The sequence below is a fragment of the Magnetospirillum fulvum genome (assembly GCF_900108475.1).
GTDB classification, from domain to species: Bacteria; Pseudomonadota; Alphaproteobacteria; order Rhodospirillales; family Magnetospirillaceae; genus Phaeospirillum; species Phaeospirillum fulvum_A.
Genome location: NZ_FNWO01000008.1, coordinates 128812 through 147857, shown reverse-complemented (window position 1 = coordinate 147857; position 19046 = coordinate 128812). Strand labels below are relative to the sequence as shown.

The 19046-nt window shown below is 64.9% G+C and carries 18 protein-coding genes and 1 tRNA gene; 10 read left to right on the top strand and 9 right to left on the bottom strand.

Going from position 1 to position 19046, the window contains the following annotated elements; translation table 11 throughout:
- The first annotated feature begins 4 nt into the window (after window positions 1–4).
- The 6 genes from kdpB to BLW40_RS10890 are packed head-to-tail and all read left to right on the top strand — an operon-like array spanning window position 5 to window position 7001.
- Window positions 5–2077, top strand: a complete 2073-nt coding sequence (gene kdpB, locus BLW40_RS10910) for a potassium-transporting ATPase subunit KdpB (protein ID WP_074768467.1) — start codon at window positions 5–7, stop codon at window positions 2075–2077.
- Window positions 2078–2093: 16 nt separating this feature from the next.
- Window positions 2094–2711 (top strand): potassium-transporting ATPase subunit KdpC, encoded by a 618-nt coding sequence (kdpC, locus tag BLW40_RS10905; RefSeq protein ID WP_074768465.1) that lies wholly within the window; start codon window positions 2094–2096, stop codon window positions 2709–2711.
- A 16-nt stretch (window positions 2712–2727) separates the two neighbouring features.
- Window positions 2728–3435: a response regulator gene (locus BLW40_RS10900; protein ID WP_074768463.1), complete on the top strand. Its 708-nt coding sequence runs from the start codon at window positions 2728–2730 to the stop codon at window positions 3433–3435.
- Window positions 3432–3602 carry a hypothetical protein gene (locus BLW40_RS17640; RefSeq protein WP_170834564.1) on the top strand — a complete coding sequence of 57 codons (171 nt, stop codon included), beginning with the start codon at window positions 3432–3434 and terminating at the stop codon, window positions 3600–3602. The genes BLW40_RS10900 and BLW40_RS17640 overlap by 4 nt, the downstream gene beginning before the upstream one ends.
- Before the next feature lie 10 nt (window positions 3603–3612).
- Window positions 3613–6318, top strand: coding sequence for a sensor histidine kinase (locus tag BLW40_RS10895; protein WP_074768461.1), 2706 nt, complete (start codon window positions 3613–3615; stop codon window positions 6316–6318).
- Window positions 6318–7001 (top strand): response regulator, encoded by a 684-nt coding sequence (locus BLW40_RS10890; protein WP_074768459.1) that lies wholly within the window; start codon window positions 6318–6320, stop codon window positions 6999–7001. The genes BLW40_RS10895 and BLW40_RS10890 overlap by 1 nt, the downstream gene beginning before the upstream one ends.
- Here BLW40_RS10890 and BLW40_RS10885 read toward each other — a convergent pair.
- Window positions 6985–7614 (bottom strand): PTS sugar transporter subunit IIA, encoded by a 630-nt coding sequence (locus BLW40_RS10885; protein ID WP_342027664.1) that lies wholly within the window; start codon window positions 7612–7614, stop codon window positions 6985–6987. The genes BLW40_RS10890 and BLW40_RS10885 overlap by 17 nt on opposite strands.
- A 228-nt stretch (window positions 7615–7842) precedes the next feature.
- Between BLW40_RS10885 and BLW40_RS10880 the strand changes: the two genes are divergently transcribed.
- On the top strand, window positions 7843–8022 hold the full coding sequence (locus BLW40_RS10880) for a hypothetical protein (RefSeq protein WP_139305570.1): 180 nt from the start codon (window positions 7843–7845) through the stop codon (window positions 8020–8022).
- Between the two features lie 86 nt (window positions 8023–8108).
- Complete coding sequence (locus BLW40_RS10875; protein WP_074768453.1) at window positions 8109–8492, top strand: DNA adenine methylase; 384 nt, start codon at window positions 8109–8111, stop codon at window positions 8490–8492.
- 117 nt (window positions 8493–8609) lie between these two features.
- Here BLW40_RS10875 and BLW40_RS10870 read toward each other — a convergent pair.
- From BLW40_RS10870 to gltX, 4 genes are all read right to left on the bottom strand, one after another.
- A tRNA-Ile gene (locus tag BLW40_RS10870) sits at window positions 8610–8685 on the bottom strand.
- Window positions 8686–8762: 77 nt separating this feature from the next.
- Window positions 8763–8939, bottom strand: coding sequence for a hypothetical protein (locus BLW40_RS17635; protein ID WP_170834563.1), 177 nt, complete (start codon window positions 8937–8939; stop codon window positions 8763–8765).
- Complete coding sequence (gene gltA / locus BLW40_RS10865) at window positions 8932–10248, bottom strand: citrate synthase (protein WP_074768451.1); 1317 nt, start codon at window positions 10246–10248, stop codon at window positions 8932–8934. The genes BLW40_RS17635 and gltA overlap by 8 nt, the downstream gene beginning before the upstream one ends.
- Before the next feature lie 47 nt (window positions 10249–10295).
- Window positions 10296–11729: a glutamate--tRNA ligase gene (gene gltX / locus BLW40_RS10860; protein WP_074768449.1), complete on the bottom strand. Its 1434-nt coding sequence runs from the start codon at window positions 11727–11729 to the stop codon at window positions 10296–10298.
- Window positions 11730–11817: 88 nt separating this feature from the next.
- Here gltX and BLW40_RS10855 point away from each other — a divergent pair, with 88 nt between their 5' ends.
- Window positions 11818–14007, top strand: coding sequence for a ComEC/Rec2 family competence protein (locus BLW40_RS10855; RefSeq protein ID WP_074768447.1), 2190 nt, complete (start codon window positions 11818–11820; stop codon window positions 14005–14007).
- Window positions 14008–14017: 10 nt separating this feature from the next.
- On the opposite strand, the gene BLW40_RS10850 is transcribed toward BLW40_RS10855, so the two are convergent.
- A complete protein-coding gene (locus BLW40_RS10850; protein ID WP_074768567.1) occupies window positions 14018–15169 on the bottom strand; it encodes an ABC transporter substrate-binding protein in 1152 nt (383 codons plus the stop codon).
- A gap of 205 nt (window positions 15170–15374) precedes the next feature.
- Between BLW40_RS10850 and BLW40_RS10845 the strand changes: the two genes are divergently transcribed.
- Window positions 15375–15776, top strand: a complete 402-nt coding sequence (locus BLW40_RS10845; protein WP_244511140.1) for a hypothetical protein — start codon at window positions 15375–15377, stop codon at window positions 15774–15776.
- 130 nt (window positions 15777–15906) lie between these two features.
- On the opposite strand, the gene BLW40_RS10840 is transcribed toward BLW40_RS10845, so the two are convergent.
- Genes BLW40_RS10840 through BLW40_RS10830 form a run of 3 tightly spaced genes read right to left on the bottom strand, consistent with a single transcriptional unit; the run spans window position 15907 to window position 19026 of the window.
- Complete coding sequence (locus BLW40_RS10840) at window positions 15907–16257, bottom strand: zinc ribbon domain-containing protein YjdM (protein ID WP_074768444.1); 351 nt, start codon at window positions 16255–16257, stop codon at window positions 15907–15909.
- A gap of 28 nt (window positions 16258–16285) precedes the next feature.
- Entirely contained in the window at window positions 16286–16996 is a 711-nt protein-coding gene (locus BLW40_RS10835) for a S1 family peptidase (RefSeq protein WP_074768442.1), read from the bottom strand.
- A gap of 2 nt (window positions 16997–16998) precedes the next feature.
- Window positions 16999–19026, bottom strand: a complete 2028-nt coding sequence (locus BLW40_RS10830; protein ID WP_074768441.1) for an O-linked N-acetylglucosamine transferase, SPINDLY family protein — start codon at window positions 19024–19026, stop codon at window positions 16999–17001.
- Window positions 19027–19046: the final 20 nt, after the last annotated feature.

Sequence of the window (19046 nt, the reverse complement as noted above, 5' to 3'; positions counted from 1 at the left end):
TTCCATGGCTATCCATCGTCCGCAGGACCTGTCCCTGTTCGACGGTTCGATCATTCGGCCGGCAATCGTCTCCGCCTTCGTCAAGCTGGAGCCCAGGGATCTGGTCCGTAACCCCGTGATGTTCACCACGGCGGTGGTGGCGGTCCTGTCCACCGTTTTGTTCTTCCGCGACGTCGCCATCGGCGGCGAGTACACGGCAGTCGTCGGCCAGATCGCCGCCTGGCTGTGGTTCACCGTGATCTTCGCCAATTTCGCCGAAGCCGTCGCGGAAGGGCGCGGCAAGGCCCAGGCCGAGTCCCTGCGCAAGACCAAGACCGAAACCGCCGCCAAGAAGGTGGCCTCGGCCGAGGCTTCCGCCTTCAAGTCGGTTGCGGCGACCAGCTTGCGGACCGGCGATCTGGTGGTGTGCGAGGTGGGCGACACCATTCCCGGCGACGGCGAGGTGGTGGCGGGCATCGCCACCATCGACGAAAGCGCCATCACCGGCGAATCGGCTCCGGTCATCCGCGAATCCGGCGGCGACCGCTCGGCGGTCACCGGCGGCACCCGCGTCGTCTCCGACCGCGTCGTCGTGCGCATCACCGCCAATCCGGGCGAAAGCTTCCTCGACCGGATGATCGCCCTGGTGGAAGGGGCCAAGCGCCAGAAGACCCCCAACGAAATCGCCCTGACCATTCTGCTGGTGGGCCTGACCCTGGTGTTCCTGATCGTCTGCACCACGCTTCCCGCCTTCGCCAGCTATTCGGGGACGGTCATTCCGGTGGTGTTCCTGATCGCCCTTCTGGTCACCCTGATCCCCACCACCATCGGGGGCTTGCTGTCGGCGATCGGCATCGCCGGTATGGACCGGCTGGTGCGCTTCAACGTCATCGCCAAGTCGGGCCGCGCCGTCGAGGCGGCAGGCGACATCGACGTGCTGCTGCTGGACAAGACCGGCACCATCACGCTGGGCGCTCGTCAGGCGGCGGAATTCATCGCGCTGCCCAACGTCAACGAGCGCGAACTGGCCGAGGCCGCCTTCCTGTCGTCCCTGGCCGACGAGACCCCCGAGGGCAAGTCGATCGTGGCGCTGGCGCGCAGCCGGTTCGGACTGACCGACCCGGCCTTGGGCCGGGCCACCACCTTCGTCCCCTTCTCGGCGCATACCCGCATGTCGGGGGTGAATGTCGAAACCCCGTCGGGCCTGATGGAAATCCGCAAGGGGGCAAGCGATTCCGTCACCAACCATGTTGCCGCAAAAGAGGGCAGAACCCCCGGCGGCGTGCCGAAAGAATTGGTCCAGACGGTCGAACGGGTGGCCAAGGCAGGCGGCACGCCGCTGGTGGTGGCCCGCGGCAGCCGCCTGCTCGGCGTCATCTATCTCAAGGACATCGTCAAGCCCGGCATCCGCGAGCGCTTCGCCACGCTCCGCGCCATGGGGATCCGCACGGTGATGATCACCGGCGATAATCCGCTGACCGCCGCCGCCATCGCCGCCGAAGCCGGGGTCGATGACTTCCTGGCCGAGGCGACTCCGGAGAACAAGCTCGATCTGATCCGCAAGGAGCAGGCGGGCGGGCGGCTGGTGGCGATGTGCGGCGACGGATCCAACGACGCCCCCGCTTTGGCCCAGGCCGACGTGGGGGTCGCGATGAACACCGGCACCCAGGCGGCGCGCGAGGCCGGAAACATGGTCGATCTCGAAAGCGACCCGACCAAACTGATCGAGATCGTGATGATCGGCAAGCAGCTGCTGATGAGCCGGGGCTCGCTCACCACTTTCTCGATCTCCAACGACATCGCCAAGTATTTCGCCATCATCCCGGCGATGTTCATGGTTTCCTATCCCCAACTCCAGGCGCTCAACGTCATGGGGCTGGCCAGCCCGCAAAGCGCCATCTTGTCGGCGATCATCTTCAACGCCCTGATTATCATCGCGCTGATCCCGCTGGCTCTCAAAGGCGTGAGATACAAGCCCGCCGCCGCCGAGACGCTGCTGCGCCGCAATCTCCTGGTCTACGGACTGGGCGGCATCATTGTTCCCTTCATCGGCATCAAGGCGATCGACCTGCTGGTCACGGCCCTCGGCCTCGCCTGATCCCGGAGTGACTCATATGATCAAGCAAATCCTTCCCGCGATCCTGCTGACCCTGCTGCTGACCGTGCTGCTGGGGCTGGCTTATCCGCTGGCGATGACCGGCCTCGCCGGAACGCTGTTTCCCCGGCAAGCCCATGGCAGCCTGATCGAGAAGAACGGCCAGATGGTGGGCTCGGCCCTGATCGGCCAGAGTTTCGAGACGCCGGAATACTTCCATTCCCGCCCCTCGGCCACCACCGGCGCCGACCCGGCGGATTCCACCAAGACCGTTCCATCGCCCTACAATGCCGCCAATTCGATGGGCTCCAACGCCTCGCCCAGTTCCAAGGCCTACATCGAATCGACCCAGGCTCTGGTGGACCAGATCAAGGCCGAGAACCCCGATGCGCGGGGACCGGTTCCGGTGGATCTGGTCACCGCCTCGGGCAGCGGGCTTGATCCGCACATCTCGCCCGCCGCGGCCGAGTACCAGACCCCCCGCGTCGCCAAGGCCCGCCATATCCCGGAAGGGGATTTGCGGGCGCTGGTGGCGGCCCACACCGAGGGTCGCGTGTTCGGCATCCTCGGCGAATCCAGGGTCAACGTGCTGAAGCTCAACCTCGCCCTCGACGAGCGTAGACCTTTGGCGAAATAGGACGAGCGAAGCGATCATGGCGCGCGTCCTGGTCGTCGATGAGGACCCGCAGGTCCGCAGGTTCCTGGGCGTCAGCCTGGAAACCTGCGGCCACCGGGTGGCGGAGGCCGAAAACGCGTCGGACGGCCTCCGTCTCTGCCAGGGACGCAAGTACGATCTCATCATCCTCGATCCGGGAGTTTCGGACATGACCGGCCTGGAGGTCATCAGCTCGATTCGACGACGAAGCGCGGCGCCGATCATCGTGCTGTCGAACCGTGCCGACGAAGCGACCAAGGTTGAAGCGCTCGATCGTGGCGCCGACGATTATGTGGTCAAGCCGTTCGGCATCGGCGAGTTGATGGCGCGGATGCGTGCCGCCCTCAGGACTTCGCGGCCTCTCCTCAAGCCCGCACTGGTGGTGGTCGGCGACCTTCGCATTGATCTGAGTGAGCGCCGCATCACCCGCAACGGCCGCGATGTTCATCTGACCAAACGGGAATTCGATCTTCTGAAAGTCCTGGCCTCCACGCCCGATCACGTCATCTCCCATCATGCCCTGCTCAAGGCGGTTTGGAAGACGGTCCGGGGAGACGGCGTCACCTACCTCCGGGTCTACATCATGCAATTGCGGGAAAAGCTGGAGCGGATTCCCTCGCGCCCGACCCTCATCGTTACCGAGCCTGGGGTCGGCTACCGTTTGAAAACGTCGGGCGACCAGTTGTCCAAGGGCGACGGATCGTGAAGGTCCCGCGCCTGGGCATGCTGTCCCGCTCTCTCCTCCGCGCCGCCGCCCGAGGCATCACCACCGATTCCGTTCGTCATCTTGTCGATGCCTCGAGCGTGAAGGCAGGTATGATCGACATTCGAACGCTCAACCTGGAATTGGACGCCCAATGGCCGATGAAATGATGCCGACGCCATGAACGACGACCGGCCCTCGCCCGATGCCCTCCTGGCCGTCGCCCAGCGTGAATCGCACGGGAGGCTGAAAATTTTTCTCGGTGCCGCTCCCGGCGTCGGCAAAACCTACGCCATGCTTCAGGCGGCCGCCGAGCGTCGGCGTGAGGGGGTGGACATCGTCGCGGGTGTGGTCGAAACCCATGGTCGGCGCGAGACCGAGGCGCAACTCGGCGGTCTCGATGTCCTACCCGCGCGGCAGATGGAGTACCGGGGCAAAAGTTTCCGGGAAATGGACCTCGACGCCATCCTGGCCCGTCACCCGCAATTGGTGCTGGTGGACGAACTGGCCCACACCAATGTTCCCGGTTCGCGCCACCTCAAGCGCTGGCAGGATGTGGAGGAGATTCTTGCCGCGGGCATCGACGTCTTCAGCACACTGAACATTCAGCATCTGGAAAGCCTCAACGACATCGTCGAGCAGATTTCCGGCGTCAAGGTGCGCGAAACCCTGCCCGACAGCGTGCTGTCGTCGGCCGACGAGATCGCGCTGATCGATCTGCCGCCGCAGGAACTGATCAAGCGGCTGCACGAGGGCAAGGTCTATGTTCCCGAACAGGCCAAGCGGGCGGTGGGGAACTTCTTCTCGCCGGGCAATCTCACCGCGCTGCGCGAGATGGCGTTGCGCCACGCCGCCGAGCGGGTCGATGCCCAGATGGTCGATTACATGCGGACTCACGCCATTCCGGGGCCATGGCCGACCCGCGAGCGGATCTTGGTCTGCATCGACGAGCGGGTCGAAGCGGCCAAGCTGGTCCGGGTGGCCAAGCGGGCCGCCGACCGCCGTGGTGCCGCCTGGGTGGTGGTAACGGTAGAGACATCGACGTCCCATACGCTGACCGAAGCCGACAAGGATCGAATCTCCGAGGCGTTGCGCCTGGCCCAGCAATTGGGCGGCGAAACCGCGCTGCTGCAAGGCGACGACGTCGTCACCACCGTGCTCGATTACGCTCGGGAGCGCAACGCCACCCAGATCGTCGTCGGCCGGGCGCGGCCCCGCCGCTGGCGCATTGGAAAATCGGTGACGGAACGGCTGTTCGCCGAAAGCGGCGACTTCAACGTCTTCGTGGTCGGCGGCCAGGATGACGAAAAGCCTGTCCCGAGCCTACGACGACCGAAGATCAAGGAGAAACCGGACTGGATCAATCTGGCGTTTGCCGCGCTGTGCGTCAGCGGCGCCACCGGCATCGGCTTCCTGATCGACAGGTGGCTTCCCGCCGCCAGCATTTCGGTGGCCTTCCTGCTGGCGGTGATGGTGGTGGCGATGCGCTCGGGGCTGCGTCCGGCCATCGTGGCTTCGGTGGCCAGTTTCTTCGCCTTCAACTTCTTCTTCACCGAGCCGCGCTGGACTTTTGCGGTCAGCGACACCAAGAACATCCTGACCTTGGTGTTTTTCCTGATTGCCGCGGTGATCGTCTCCAACATGGCCAGTCGGCTGCGTGCCCAGATCCTGGCAACGCGGGAAAGCGCCCGACGGACGACCAATCTCTACGATTTCGGCCGCAAGGTCACGGCGGCGGTGACTCTGGACGACGTTCTGTGGGCGGTGGTCCACCACGTCGCGACCACCATCCACGGCAAATCGCTGGTGCTGCTGCCGGATGGCGCGGGTTTGTCCATCGCCGCCGGCTATCCGCCAGAGGATCAGTTGGACGACCGGTCTGCGGCGGCGGCCGACTGGACCTGGACTCATGGCAAGTTGGCTGGACGAGGCTCGACGACGCTGCCGACATCACTGTGGTTGTTCCTGCCGCTGAAGACGGCGCGAGGGCCGTTCGGTGTGTTGGGGGTCCAGATGAGCGAGGATGCCGACATGCCGTCGCCCGAGCAGATGCGCCTGCTGGAAACTCTGGCCGATCAGGCGGCGGTGGCCATCGAGCGCACGACCCTGGTGGCCGACATCGAAACCGCTCGTGTCGCCACCGAACGGGAACGCTTGCGTTCCGCCCTGCTGTCGTCCTTGTCCCATGATCTGAGGACGCCGCTGGTCTCGATCATGGGGGCGGCATCGAGCCTGCAAAACTATGACGACATGATGGATCATGCCAACCGCCACGAGCTGACCCAGACCATTCAGGATGAAGCCGAGCGTCTGAACCGCTTTGTCCAGAACCTGCTCGACATGACCAAACTGGGGGCGGGGGCGCTGAAGCCGAGGGCAGACTGGGCCGATCTCAACGATATCGTCGGTGCGGCGGTGGAGCGAACCGGACGTCTCGCCCGCGACCACACCATCAAGGTGGATATCGATCCGGGCGTGCTGCTGCTCTGCGTCGATCCGGTGCTGATGGAGCAGGTGTTCTTCAACTTGCTCGACAATGCCTGCAAATATGCTCCTCCGGGCACGGTGGTGAAGGTCTGGGCGCGGCGGACTCCGAATTACGTCACCATCGAGGTCATCGACCAGGGCCCCGGCATCCCGCCGGAGGCGAGCGAGAAGGTGTTCGACATGTTCTATCGAGTCGATCACGGAGACTCGAAGGCGGCCGGCACCGGGTTGGGGCTGGCGATCTGCCGGGGGATCGTCGAAGCCCATGGCGGCACCATCAAGGCCGAGCCGGGGCTGAACGGGGCTGGAGCCGCCATCGTCATTCACCTGCCGCAATCCCACGACATCGATGGTTTGGCGGCGCGCATCAGCGCCGATGCCGAACCGGAAGGGACATGATGAGTACGCGCATTCTGGTGATCGACGACGAACCTCAAATCCGCAAGTTCATGCGGATCTCCCTGACCGCCAACGGTTACGAGGTGATCGAGGCCGAGAATGCCGCCCAGGGTATCGAGGCGGCCCGCAGCCAGCAGCCGGACTTGCTGGTACTCGATCTCGGCCTGCCCGATCTCGACGGCCAGGAGGTCATCAGCGCGGTGCGGGAACGCTCGGACGTTCCCATCATCGTGCTGTCGGTGCGGGCGCATGAACTGGACAAAGTTGAAGCGCTCGACCGCGGTGCCAACGACTATATCGTCAAGCCGTTCGGGGTAGCCGAGATGATGGCCCGGGTCCGCGCCGTACTCCGCCAGCGGGCCGCCAAGGGCAACAACGATATAGTCGCGGCCGGGCCGGTCCTGATCGATCTGGGGCGGCGGATCGTTACCCGCAACGGCGATGAGGTCCATCTGTCCAAACGGGAATGGGGTCTGCTGGCCTTCCTGGCCAGCCAGCCCGACCATGTGCTGACCCATAAACAGATCCTCAAAGAGGTCTGGGGGCCGGCGCATGGCGAGGACACCGCCTATTTGCGGGTCTACGTCAATCAACTGCGCCAGAAGCTGGAAGCGGATCCGGCGGCGCCCACCCTGATCGTCACCGATGCCGGGGTGGGGTACCGTCTCAGGCGGGGGGAATAGCCTGTACGAGGCCGAGCTGCCCGATCAGAAACGAGTATAACTCGGTCGCGTTGGTGGTGCGGCGCAACGTCTGACAGACATGGTCATCGCGCAGCATTCGGCAGACCTGGCTGAGGGTCCGCAAATGATCAGCCCCCGCCGTTTCCGACGAGAGCAGCAAAATGAGCAGATCCACCGGCTGCTCATCGATCGCATCGAAGTCGATGGCGCGATCAAGCTTCAGAAACACGGCGCAGAGGCTGTCGAGACCGGGCAGCCGGGCATGGGGAACGGCAATACCCGATCCCACCCCGGTGCTCCCCAGGCGCTCGCGATCGACAAGGGCATTGAGAATGGCCCGTTCGGGCTGACCGGTGCGGCTGGCGGCCTGCCGCGCCAACAGCCCCAAGGCTTCTCTCTTGCAACCGACCCGCACCCCGGTCAGGACGGATTGCGGCTGAATAAGGTCACCAATCTTCATAAGGTTCATAAGGCATCCCACTTTGTCATCACCTGTCCGCTCGACGTCATGCGGGATGACGCACCACTGGCCGCGGGCCGCATCGAGCCGCCACCTGTGGTCGGCCCGTATCGGCAGGCCTGCTCCATCCGAAAGTCCGCGGCGCCGCTCCATCGCTGCTTCGCGCGGCATTCTGGGCGAGGAACATATGAAACATCACGTCTTCGAACCCTAGGGCGCTCGCCGATAAAGGTTCCAGACGGCCTTTCAGCCGTTGGCATAAGCCGATCATAAACAAACCTTTATCGCCTCTCGTCTCGATCCTTAACCCCCATCGACGGGAAAATGACTCGACCGCACGAAGAGCCCCTGCACGCCGGGGGCGGCGAAACGGAGGGGGTCATGTCCGGCATTGATGTGTTGGGTATGCTGATCGGCATCAGTCTGGTGGTTGCGGTGGCAGCCTATCTTCTCTTTATCTATTTCCATCCGGAACATTTCCGCTGGCTGGTTTCCGCAGACCTAGGGTCAAAGTCCAATCATGATCCATCGCTGACGCGTGAATTTGACCAACGCATTTAGCCGGTCAATTGACAGCCTGGTTTGGCAGGGGAGCTGGAATCCGGACCCAGGGCAACTGTCCGCTTCCCGAGCGACCGTATCTCGGCATGTCGGACGACAACTGGGGCGACGTGGCCGCCTTCATCCGTCGCTATGACCGTCCGGGCACGCTGTTCTATTGCGACCCGCCCTACGTCGGCTCCGAGGGGTATTACGGCAAGGCTCTTTTCGGCTCCGACGATCTCGACCGTCTGGCCACCGTTTTAACGGGCATTCAAGTCCGCTTCATCCTGTCCAACCTCGACTGCCCCGAGGTCCGCATCGCCTTCGTTGGCTGCGAGATCAGGGAGGTCAAGACCCGCTATTCCTGTGTCGGCGGCAGCGATCGTGACTCGGTCGGCGAGGTGGGACCTGAGGGTTACGCTGCAAAACCATGTGGCGCGCTACACTGCATGATGTCGGTGGGAACGCGCTTCTGGAGGGAGAAATAATCGCCCTTGCGCTTCAGGTAAGGAGGCATGCCCCTGTCCTCGATTGTAGGCCAATCGAGAGTGCCTGACGTGGCGGAAACGCAGGCTTTGGCGGAATCCTGGGGTCTGGAAAGGGATTGGTGGGCCCGGCAGGACTCGAACCTGCAACCAGACCGTTATGAGCGGCCGGCTCTAACCATTGAGCTACAGGCCCCACCGGGGGGTGACCATACCCAAAGGGCGGAAGAAATCAACGGCGGATCGCGGGTGACGGCCAGTTTGACGGTGGCGCTACTTCAGCCCGATCAGAACGGCGATGGCGACGGTGGACACCACCGCCGCCAGCACGACCAGCCGACGGCGGCCGCCAGGCTGGACGTTGTCGTTGGCGGGCGGAGGAATCCGTCGGAACGGCGCCCGAAGGCGCCGCCCGTCGTTCGGATCCCGCTGTCGGCCGGTGCTAGCCACGCTGGTGCAGCGGCAGATAGTGGCGGGGCGGCGAGCCAACATAAAGCTGGCGCGGGCGACCGATCTTCTGTTCCGGATCGGTCAGCATCTCGTTCCACTGGGCGATCCAGCCGACGGTGCGCGCCAGCGCGAACAGGCTGGTGAACATCTGGGTCGGGATGCCCATGGCACGGAAGATGATGCCGGAATAGAAATCGACGTTGGGGAACAGCTTGCGTTCGATGAAATACTCGTCCGACAGCGCGATCCGCTCCAGTTCCATCGCCAGTTCGAGCAACGGCTCGTCCTTGATGCCCAATTCGTCGAGCACTTCGTGGCAGGTGCGCTGCATGATCTTGGCGCGGGGGTCGTAATTCTTGTAGACCCGGTGACCGAAGCCCATCAGACGGAACGAATCGTTCTTGTCCTTGGCGCGCTTCAGGAATTCGGGGATGCGCTCCTTGCTGCCGATTTCGTGCAGCATCGCCAGAACCGCTTCGTTGGCGCCGCCATGGGCCGGACCCCACAACGAGGCGATACCCGCAGCGATACAGGCGAACGGATTGGCCCCTGACGACCCGGCCAGACGCACCGTCGAGGTCGAGGCGTTCTGCTCGTGGTCGGCATGCAGGATCAAGATGCGATCCATCGCGCGCGCCAGGGTCGGGTTGACCTTGTAGGGCTCGCACGGCGTCGCGAACATCATGTGGAGGAAGTTCGAGGCGTAATCGAGATCGTTGCGCGGATAAACGAAAGGCTGGCCCATCGCGTATTTATAGGTCCAGGACACCACCGTCGGCATCTTGGCAATCAGGCGATAGCTGGCCACCATCCGCTGGTGCGGATCGTTGATGTTGATCGAATCGTGATAGAACGCCGCCATCGCGCCGACGACGCCGCACATGACCGCCATCGGGTGGGAGTCACGGCGGAAGCCGCGGAAGAAGAACGAAATCTGTTCGTTCAGCATCGAATGGCGCGAGATGTCGGTGACGAACTTCGTCCGCTGGGCGTCGTTCGGCAGTTCGCCCTTCAGGATCAGGAAGGCCGCTTCGAGAAAGTCGCCATGCTCGGCAATCTCCTCGATCGGATAGCCGCGATGGAGCAGAACCCCTTCGTCGCCGTCAATATACGTGATCGCCGATTTGCACGATCCGGTCGAGGTGTAGCCGGGATCGTAGGTGAACAGGTCCATGTCCGAATAAAGCGACCGGATGTCCATCACCTTCGGCCCGACCGTACCCGCGATCAACGGCAGTTCGACGCTTTTGCCCGAGCTGTTGTTGGTCAGCGTGACGGTCTCTTTTGGCGACGCGGGGGAATCTGTCATTTTTTTTATCCCTGTTTGTTCAAAAGGATCAGAGTCGGCTCCGTCAATCAGACCGCGACCGCTTGCGAGGGAAGCGAACCGGTCAGCACGTCACCGATGCGGCCCAGGGACTCTTCGCGGCCCAGGACCTCCATCACTTCGAAAATCGGGGGGGAAACCGTCGCTCCGGCCAGGGCGGCGCGGAGCGGCTGAGCGACCTTGCCCAGCTTCAGGCCACGTTCCTCGGCCATCGTGCGGGCGATCTCTTCCAGCGTTTCGCGGTTCCACTCGGTCAAGGCGGCGGCGCGGGCGGCGAACAGGGCCAGATCGGCCTGCGCGTCGGGATCGGCGACGATCTTGGCCGCCTTGTCGTCCAGCGCCAAGGGGCGGGCCTGGACGTAGAACAGCGCGGAGTCCGCCAGTTCCACCAGAGTCTTGGCCCGATCCTTCAACCCGGTCATCCCGGCGACGAGGCGGGTGGTTTCGGCTTCGGCGAGCGGGCGACCCAGCTTTTCTTCAAGCCGGGGCGCGATCAGACCGGTCAGGCGACCATTGTCGGCCTGACGCTGGTAATGGCCGTTCAACTGGGTCAGCTTGGCGAAATCGAACCGCGACGGCGAGCGCCCGGCCGAATCGAGGGTGAACCACTTGATCGCCTGCTCGGTCGAAATGATTTCGTCGTCGCCGTGGCTCCAGCCCAGGCGCAGCAGGTAATTGCGCATCGCCTCGGGCAGATAGCCCATGTCGCGATAGGCATCGACGCCCAGCGCGCCGTGACGCTTCGACAGCTTGGCCCCGTCGGGGCCGTGGATCAGCGGAATGTGGGCGACGGTGGGCACCTCCCACCCGCTGGCCCGGTACAATTGGGCCTGACGGAAGGCGTTGGTCAGATGGTCGTCGCCGCGAATCACATGGGTCACCCCCATGTCGTGATCGTCGACCACCACCGACAGCATGTAGGTCGGCGTGCCGTCGGCGCGCAGCAGGATCATGTCGTCAAGCTGTTCGTTGGCGACGCGGACGTCGCCCTGGACCAGATCGGCGATCACCGTCTCGCCCTCGGTCGGGGCCTTCAGCCGGACGACGAACGGGGTATTGGCCGGAGCATCGGCGGGATCGCGGTCGCGCCAGATGCCGGGATAGCGCATCGGCAGCCCCTTGGCCCGCTGCTCCTCACGGATCGCGGTCAGTTCCTCGGGCGTGCAGTAACAGCGATAGGCCTTGCCCTCGTCGAGCAATTGGTGGGCCACCTGGGCGTGGCGCTCGGCGCGGGCGAACTGCATCACCGCTTCGCCGTCCCAATCGAGACCCAGCCATTCCAGGCCGTCAAAGATCGCGGCGACGGCGGCGTCGGTCGAGCGGGCGCGGTCGGTATCCTCGATTCTGAGGAGGAAGCGGCCGCCGTGATGACGCGCGAACAGCCAGTTGAACAGAGCCGTCCGCCCCCCTCCGATATGAAGGAAGCCGGTGGGCGACGGAGCAAAGCGGGTAACGACGGTCATGATAAGGGTTCGGCATCCTTTGCCGCGAGAGACAGAGCCCTCTTGTTTACCATATTCTCGAGGCCCTGACAGCCCGGTGTTGGAAACAATGGCTGAAGACACGTCCGCGTTCCGTGCAATCCTCCCCGCGGTCAGCAGGGGGATGCTGGCCGAGCGGACGCGGTGGCCGTTGTGGATACCGGTGTTTTTGGGCCTTGGCATCGGCGGCTATTTCTCCCTCCCGGTCGAACCGCCATTGTGGCTCTCCGGGTTGGGACTTGCGGCTACGGCCCTATTCCTGGTGCTGGCCTTGGCGCGGCGGCGATTGGCTCTGGTCGCGGCGGCGGCGGCTCTGCTGGCGCTGGCGACCGGTTTTTTCGCGGCCGAGCTCCGCACCGCCCTGGTCGCCGCCCCGGTGATCGAGCGGGCGAGCGGGGCGCTGATGCTGGAAGGGCGGGTGGTCGAAATCGAGCGCCTGCCCGGCGAGGCGCTCCGCGTCACCTTCGACCGGCTGAGGCTGGAGCGGGACGAACCGATCGTCGTGCCGGAGCGGGTACGGTTGCGGTTGAAGCCCGGCTCTCCCCCCTTTACCGTCGGCGACCGGCTGCGGCTGCGGGCGATGCTGATGCCGCCGCCGCACCCGTCGATGCCCGGTGCATTCGACTTCGCCCGCTTTTCCTGGTTCAAGCGGCTGGGCGCGATCGGGACCGCGCTCGGCCCGCCCGAGATCGTCGCCGCTGCGGAACCCAACCTCGACGGCGGCTTTGGCGTTGCCGTCAACGCCCTGCGCCATCGCCTGACCGAACGGATCGTCGCGGTGCTGCCGGGCGATCGCGGCGCGGTGGCGGCGGCGTTGATCACCGGCGATCAGATGCCGATTTCGGCTCCGATGATGCAGGCCTATCGCGATTCCGGGCTGGCTCACATCCTGTCGATTTCGGGGCTGCATATCAGCCTTGCCGCCGGGCTGGTGTTCGTCGGTCTGCGCGCGCTGCTGGCGCTGATCCCGCCGGTGGCGCTGCGCTATCCGATCAAGAAATGGGCGGCGGCGCTGGCGATCCTGTTCGCCTGGGGCTACACCCTGTTGGCCGGGTCGCCGGTGCCCGCCCAACGCTCGTTCCTGATGATCGCCCTGGTGTTGCTGGCGGTGCTGCTCGACCGCACCGCGCTGTCGATGCGGCCGGTGGCGCTGGCGGCGACGCTGGTGCTGCTGGTCGAGCCGGAAGAGCTGATCGGCCCCAGCTTCCAGATGTCGTTCGCGGCGGTAATCGCCCTGATCGCCTGGTACGAGACCCAGGCTCCGCGTCAGGCGGCATGGCGCGAGGCCCATCCCGGTCCGCTGGCCGGGATCGGCCTTTATGCCGCCGGGATCGCGCTGACCACCCTGATCGCCGGAAGTGTCACCGCGATCTTTGCCATCTACCATTTCAACCGGTTCGCGGTGTGGTCGGTGCTGGCCAACATGCTGGCGGTGCCGCTGACCGGCTTTTGGGTGATGCCGTGGGCGCTGGTGCTGTTCCTGCTGCTGCCGTTCGGGCTGGAGGCGGGGGCGCTGGTGCCGATGGGGTGGGGGGTCGAGGCGGTCAACCAGATCGCGCTGTGGGTGGCAAGCTGGCCCGGAGCCGCTTTCACCACGCCCACCCTGCCGATGGCCGGACTGGTTGTCTTTGCCCTGGGCGGCTGCTGGTTGTGCCTGTGGACCAGGCGCTGGCGCTGGTGGGGGCTGGTGCCGATGGTTTTGGGGCTGGCCTCGATGGGTCTGGCCGATCCGCCTGATCTGCTGGTCGATGGGCGCGGCGCGGCGATGGCGGTCCGGACTGCCGACGGGGCCTTGCTGCTGAACGGCAAGGGCGGCCGCATCCTCAAGGAGACCTGGAGCCGCCGCGCCGGACCCGAAGCGCCGGAACGCTGGCCGCGCCAGAGTTCCTCGCGCGATGGGCGGCTGCGCTGCGATCCTTTCGGCTGCGTCTGGCGGGCCGAGGGACGGGTGGTGGCGCTGATCCGCGATGAAGCGGGGATCGAGGCGGCTTGCGCCGGGGCCGGGCTGGTGGTCAGCGCGGTGCCGCTGCGGGGAACCTGTCGGGGGGCGGGGCTGGTGATCGACCGCTTCGACCTGTGGCGGCGGGGCGCCCATGCGCTGTGGCTCAGTCCCACCCATGTCCGGGTCGAAACCGTCGCCGAGGTCCAGGGCGACCGGCCGTGGTCGTGGCATCCCCAGCCCAGGCGGCGCAAGGCGGTCGTACCTGCGCCCGCGCCGTCCGAACCAGTCGGGTCCGAGACGGCGGACGAAGAGGAATAGCCTCTCTCGGTTAATCGACGATGGTGAACGCGCCGTTCCGGATTTCCAGCATGTGGAAGGCATCGGGGCCGAGGCCGAGATGATCGGTCGGCGAGAAGGTGACCATTCCGGCAGTGCCGGGGAAGTTGGCGGTCGCCTCCAGCGCGTCGCGGACCGCCGCTTTGTCGGTGGTTCCGGCGCGGCGGATCGCGCCGACCGCCAGCATCAGGGCGTCATAGCTGTGCCCGGCCATCATGTTGATGTCGGTGCGGGTCCGGGCCTCATACGCGGTCTTGAAGCCGATCAGCAGCGCCTTGCGCGGGTTGGAGTCGGGCAATTGCTCCGGGGCCGACAGCGCGCCGCCGGGCAGCCGCATTCCATCGGCGGCCCCGCCGACGAGACGGAGGAAATCGCGCGAGGCGACGCCGTGCGACTGATAGACCGGCAGGGTCAGACCGATCTGGCGGATGTTCTTGGTCACCACCGCCGGGCCGTTGCCGGTGCCAAAGACGAACAGGGCCTGAAGGCCGGGGGTGGCGCGGATCTTGGTCAGTTGCGGGGTGACGTCGGCATCCTTGGGCGAGTAGGTCTCGTCGGCGAGAATCTCGATGCCATAGCTGGCGGCGCGGGCGACGGTCTGGTCGTGGCCCGATTTGCCAAAGCCGCCATTCTCCGACAGCAGGGCAATCTTGGTCAGTCCGCGCTTCTTCAGATCGGCCAGCACCTTTTCCGCCGCCATCCGGTCGGTCTGCGGCACCTTGAACACCCATGTGCGGACCGGATCGACGATCGCACCGCCGCCACCCATCGAGATATAGGGAACCCGCTCGCGCTCGATCTGGTTCAGCACGGCCAGACTGGTGGGGGTACCCGATCCGCCGATGACGAGATCGACCTGATCGTGGTCGATCAGACGGCGGACGAACGAAACCGCCTTTTCCGGGTCGGAGCCATCGTCATAGACGATCAGGCTGATCTTGCGCCCCAGCACGCCGCCCTCGGCATTGACGGTTTCGACCAGCATGTCGAGCGCCTTCTTTTCCGGGTCGCCCATCAGCGACATCACCCCGGTCAGCGACAGGAACGCGCCGATCTTGATATCGTCTTCGGCGCGCGCGCCCGAAAGCGGAGACAGACAGAGAGTCAGGGCGAGGAGAACCCCGCACACTCGGTTCAAAATCATCATCCGATATCCTCTTGCGTTCATCGGCGCACCCCGCTTTCGCCCTGTGCCAGGGGAGAATGCGTCTATGACTTGCAGGATGTAAATAGACCTTCAGACGGTTTGACCTCGGGTACCCACCTTAGTATGAATCGGGGGCGGAGCCGAATGGCTGGATCGGCTCTCGTCAAAAGGGTGGGTAACAAACGCCATGTTTCGCTGGAACATGTCCCTGGAAACGGGGATCGAGGCCATCGACCGGGGAAGACGGGCGCTGATTGAGGCAATGGCCGATTTCTTCCGCGCCCTGGACGATCCGTTTCTCGACCGCCGGATGGTGGCCGAACGGACCGGGGCTATTTTTATCGCGATGAAGGCGGCCTTTGCCGCCGAGGACGAATTCCTGAACGGGCGGGACGGCGGCGAGGCGCATCAGGCCAAGCACGGCACCTTGATCCTGGCCTATGTCGATCTGTGCAAGAAGATGGTGCCGAAGATCGGCACCGCGAAGCAGGCCCAGCAGACCTGCCTGGAAATCTATCGGATCATTGATGGCGGGCTTTATCATCACCTCAAGGACGAGGTGCTGCCCTACAAGGCCATGGTCCGCTCCCGCAAAAGCGCCTGAGGCCACGCCCAGGATCGCCCCCGAACAAAAGCTTACTGTCCGGGGGTCGCCTTCGTGGGGACGGCTTAGGGTGCGGTGACACTTAGCCCATCGCCGCGTCCCTTCGGGCTGCGGGAAGTGTCAACGTACCCTAGGCCTTCTTGACGAATTCGGACTTCAAATTCATCGCGCCGATCCCGTCGATCTTACAGGCGATGTTGTGCCCGTCGGCTCCATCGACCAGACGGATGCCCTTGACCTTGGTGCCGCCCTTGACGACCAGGGACGAGCCCTTGACCTTCAGATCCTTGATCACCGACACCGAATCGCCATCGGCGAGGACGTTGCCGTTGGCGTCGCGAATCACCCCGTCTTCGACGGCGGAATCGCCTGCGCCAGCCTCCGGATTCCATTCATGGGCACAGTCCGGGCAAACCCAAAGGGTGCCGTCGTTGTAAACATTTTCCGAGTTGCACTCGGGACACTTCAATCCATCGCTCATTGTCTACCTCGTCAACAGAGGCGAAATCCTAATGCACCGGCACCGCGAAAGCCACCGGGGTTCGCAGGAAGGCGCCGATCCGGCTGGCGGGGACGAACACCGTCAGGTCAAGTCGCCGCCCCGACGATTTCGCCCGGCCGCTCAATTCCTGGATCAGCACCCCCCACAGGCAGGCGCGGCTGGGATCGAACACGCCGCCTCCCGACGCTCCGGCATGGAAACCGGTGGCGAGAATGTCGGTCCAGTTCCCGGTCTGCCCGTCCGAGGTGATCGGCGAGGCGATGGTGGCGGACGGAGTCACCGTTCCCAGCGCGGCGACCTGCACCGGTTGGCGGGGGGCCGGGTTGTCGTTGCAGATCCGGACCTGGGGCTGGGTCCGGCGATGCGGCGGCAGGCTGTCGGGGGCAAGCCGGATCAAAGCGAGGTCGAGCCCGTCTTCCCGGCCGTCGCGGATCACCTCGCCGTCCAACCGCTGTCCGTCGAGCAGGATGGTGACGGCGGTGCTGGCGGGATTGACGGTGACGACGTGGGCGGCGGTCAGGATCAGCCCGTCGCCAAGATAGGTTCCCGATCCTTGCGAAAAATGAACGCCGTCACCCGTCGGCTGTTCGACCCGGACGCCTCGTTCGGCGGCCAGATTGCCGCCGCTTTCTTCCTCGCCTCGCGCCGGAAGCGGGATCAGCGCCAGCCCGGCCAGCAAGGTGACGAGGGCCAGAGCCAGAAGCGTGTGCCGCGTCATGGTCAGAGCGGCCGGTCCGGGGCGGCGATCGCGGCGGGAAACAGCCGCCGGTCGGGGGCGATCGGGCGGCGGCGGTGGCGGCGCAGCAGAAGAGACCGCCACCATTCCGGGTAGTTTTCGACGGTCTGAACCTCAAGCTCGTCGTGGTTGATCTGGGTTCCCACCTCCAGATAGACGTCGAGATTGGCAAGATCGGGGACCGGCTGGGTGCCGGTCCGATGTTCCGCCCACATCTCGGCGTAAAGCTGCTCCAGCCGGTTCACCAGCAGGGGCACGTCGAACAGGGTGCAGGTGTCGCGTCCCGCCTCCAACCGCTGGCGATAGGGCACGAGCAGGGTACGGTCGCGGCCTAGTGCGACGGCGCGTTCGACATAATCGGAGACGGTCTCGCAGACCAGATCGGCCAGACCGGCGGCGCGGACCAGCGAGCCGCAGACTCGCGAGGCGAACGAGCGCCCGCTGACGGTCAGCACCGGAACCCCCATCCATAGCGCGTCCGAAGCGGTGGTGTGGGCACCATAGGGGGTGGTGTCGAGGAATAGATCGGCCAGCCGATAGCGGGCGAGATGGTCGGGATTGGCCAGCTTGTCGGCGAAGATCAGGCGGTTGGGGTCGATGCCGCGCAGGGCGGCATGGGCCTTCAACCGCTCGTGCGCCGGTTCGGTGCTGCTCAGCAGCCACAGCACGCTGTCCGGAACCTGAGCCAGGATCAGCATCCAGCGGTCGAAGGTGAAGCGGGTGATCTTGTGGGTGCCGTTGAAGCAGCAGAACACCGTTGCCGCGTCGGGAAGCCCGGCCTCGGCCCGGGTCGGCACCCGCTCCGACACCGTCCGCAGGCGGTTGGTCGGCTGATAGCAGGGCAGCCGCACCACCTTTTCCGAGTAATAGATCTCCTGATCCGCAGGGATGATCCAATCGTCGGCGATGATGTACTGGTGATAGGGGCTGGCCATCGTGCCGGGAAAGCCCAGCCAATTGACGATCACCGGGGCGGGGCGGAGCGCGACCAGCTTGTGGCGGGCCTCGCGGGTATAGCCGTTGACGTCGATCAGGATCTGAATCCGGTCCTCGGCGATCCGCCGCGCCGCGCTTTCGTCGTCGAGATCGCCCAGCGAACACCAGTGATCGCCCGCACTCTTGAACGCGGAATGCATCTCGTCGTCGCTGTGCGGGCCGCAATAATAAAGGAACACCTCGACCTTGCTCCGGTCGTGCAGTCCGGGCACCTCGGCGAACAGATGCCCGACCGCATGTTGGCGCAGGTCTGACGACAGATAGCCGATCCGCACCGGCCCGTCGGTCGCTTCGGCCGCGTCCCATTCCAGCCGTGCCCCCTCGGGATCGCCGATATCGTGCCGGTTGTAATGGGCGGCGATGGCCAGATGCAGCATCGGATCGTCGGTCAGCGCGGCGGCCGACAGCGGCGACAGTCCGGTCATCAGGGCCGAGCGCTCGACCCGGTCCCACGGATCGACGATCGGCCATTTGCTTTGGCGCTGGCGCAGGGCCAGCAGGTGCTGGGCCACCTCGCGCTGGCGGGGGTCGATCTCAAGGCTCTGCCGCAGCATGTCCTCGGCGGTGTCATCCTGGTTGGCGGTCTCCAGGGTGCGGGCGATCTGGTTCAGCGCGGTGATCTTGTGGGTGATCGCGTTGCCGTTGATCTGCTCCAGCTTCTTCAAGACCACCGACCATTGCACCACCGAAAGACCGACGGTGCCCTGGCGTTCGTAGATCCGCCCCAGATTGATATAAGCGGGCATGAAATCGGGGTTGAGGGCGATGGCCCGCTCCAGCGCGGCCCGGCCCGCCTCTAACTTGCCGAGATCGGTGAGGACGACCGAGTAATTGAACAGGGCGGCATAGAACAGCGGATCGTCCTGATTGTGCTGGATCCAACTGGCGTAAAGCGGTTCGACCGCCTCGGTCTGGGAACTGTTCTTCAGGGTCTCGGCGCTGCGAATGAGGTCGAGGAGGCTCATCGTCCGCGCCATCGAGTGAAGAAGGGCTGGGGCCAGAACGGTACTCGTCATCGGTCTGTCTTACTCCAGAA

Coding starts and splice junctions, on each gene's coding strand:
- kdpB (WP_074768467.1), top strand. CDS start 5: ATGGCTATCCATCGTCCGCAGGACCTGTCCCTGTTCGACGGTTCGATC.
- kdpC (WP_074768465.1), top strand. CDS start 2,094: ATGATCAAGCAAATCCTTCCCGCGATCCTGCTGACCCTGCTGCTGACC.
- BLW40_RS10900 (WP_074768463.1), top strand. CDS start 2,728: ATGGCGCGCGTCCTGGTCGTCGATGAGGACCCGCAGGTCCGCAGGTTC.
- BLW40_RS10895 (WP_074768461.1), top strand. CDS start 3,613: ATGAACGACGACCGGCCCTCGCCCGATGCCCTCCTGGCCGTCGCCCAG.
- BLW40_RS10890 (WP_074768459.1), top strand. CDS start 6,318: ATGAGTACGCGCATTCTGGTGATCGACGACGAACCTCAAATCCGCAAG.
- BLW40_RS10885 (WP_342027664.1), bottom strand. CDS start 7,614: ATGGAGCGGCGCCGCGGACTTTCGGATGGAGCAGGCCTGCCGATACGG.
- BLW40_RS10880 (WP_139305570.1), top strand. CDS start 7,843: ATGTCCGGCATTGATGTGTTGGGTATGCTGATCGGCATCAGTCTGGTG.
- BLW40_RS10875 (WP_074768453.1), top strand. CDS start 8,109: ATGTCGGACGACAACTGGGGCGACGTGGCCGCCTTCATCCGTCGCTAT.
- gltA (WP_074768451.1), bottom strand. CDS start 10,248: ATGACAGATTCCCCCGCGTCGCCAAAAGAGACCGTCACGCTGACCAAC.
- gltX (WP_074768449.1), bottom strand. CDS start 11,729: ATGACCGTCGTTACCCGCTTTGCTCCGTCGCCCACCGGCTTCCTTCAT.
- BLW40_RS10855 (WP_074768447.1), top strand. CDS start 11,818: ATGGCTGAAGACACGTCCGCGTTCCGTGCAATCCTCCCCGCGGTCAGC.
- BLW40_RS10850 (WP_074768567.1), bottom strand. CDS start 15,169: ATGATTTTGAACCGAGTGTGCGGGGTTCTCCTCGCCCTGACTCTCTGT.
- BLW40_RS10845 (WP_244511140.1), top strand. CDS start 15,375: ATGTCCCTGGAAACGGGGATCGAGGCCATCGACCGGGGAAGACGGGCG.
- BLW40_RS10840 (WP_074768444.1), bottom strand. CDS start 16,257: ATGAGCGATGGATTGAAGTGTCCCGAGTGCAACTCGGAAAATGTTTAC.
- BLW40_RS10835 (WP_074768442.1), bottom strand. CDS start 16,996: ATGACGCGGCACACGCTTCTGGCTCTGGCCCTCGTCACCTTGCTGGCC.
- BLW40_RS10830 (WP_074768441.1), bottom strand. CDS start 19,026: ATGACGAGTACCGTTCTGGCCCCAGCCCTTCTTCACTCGATGGCGCGG.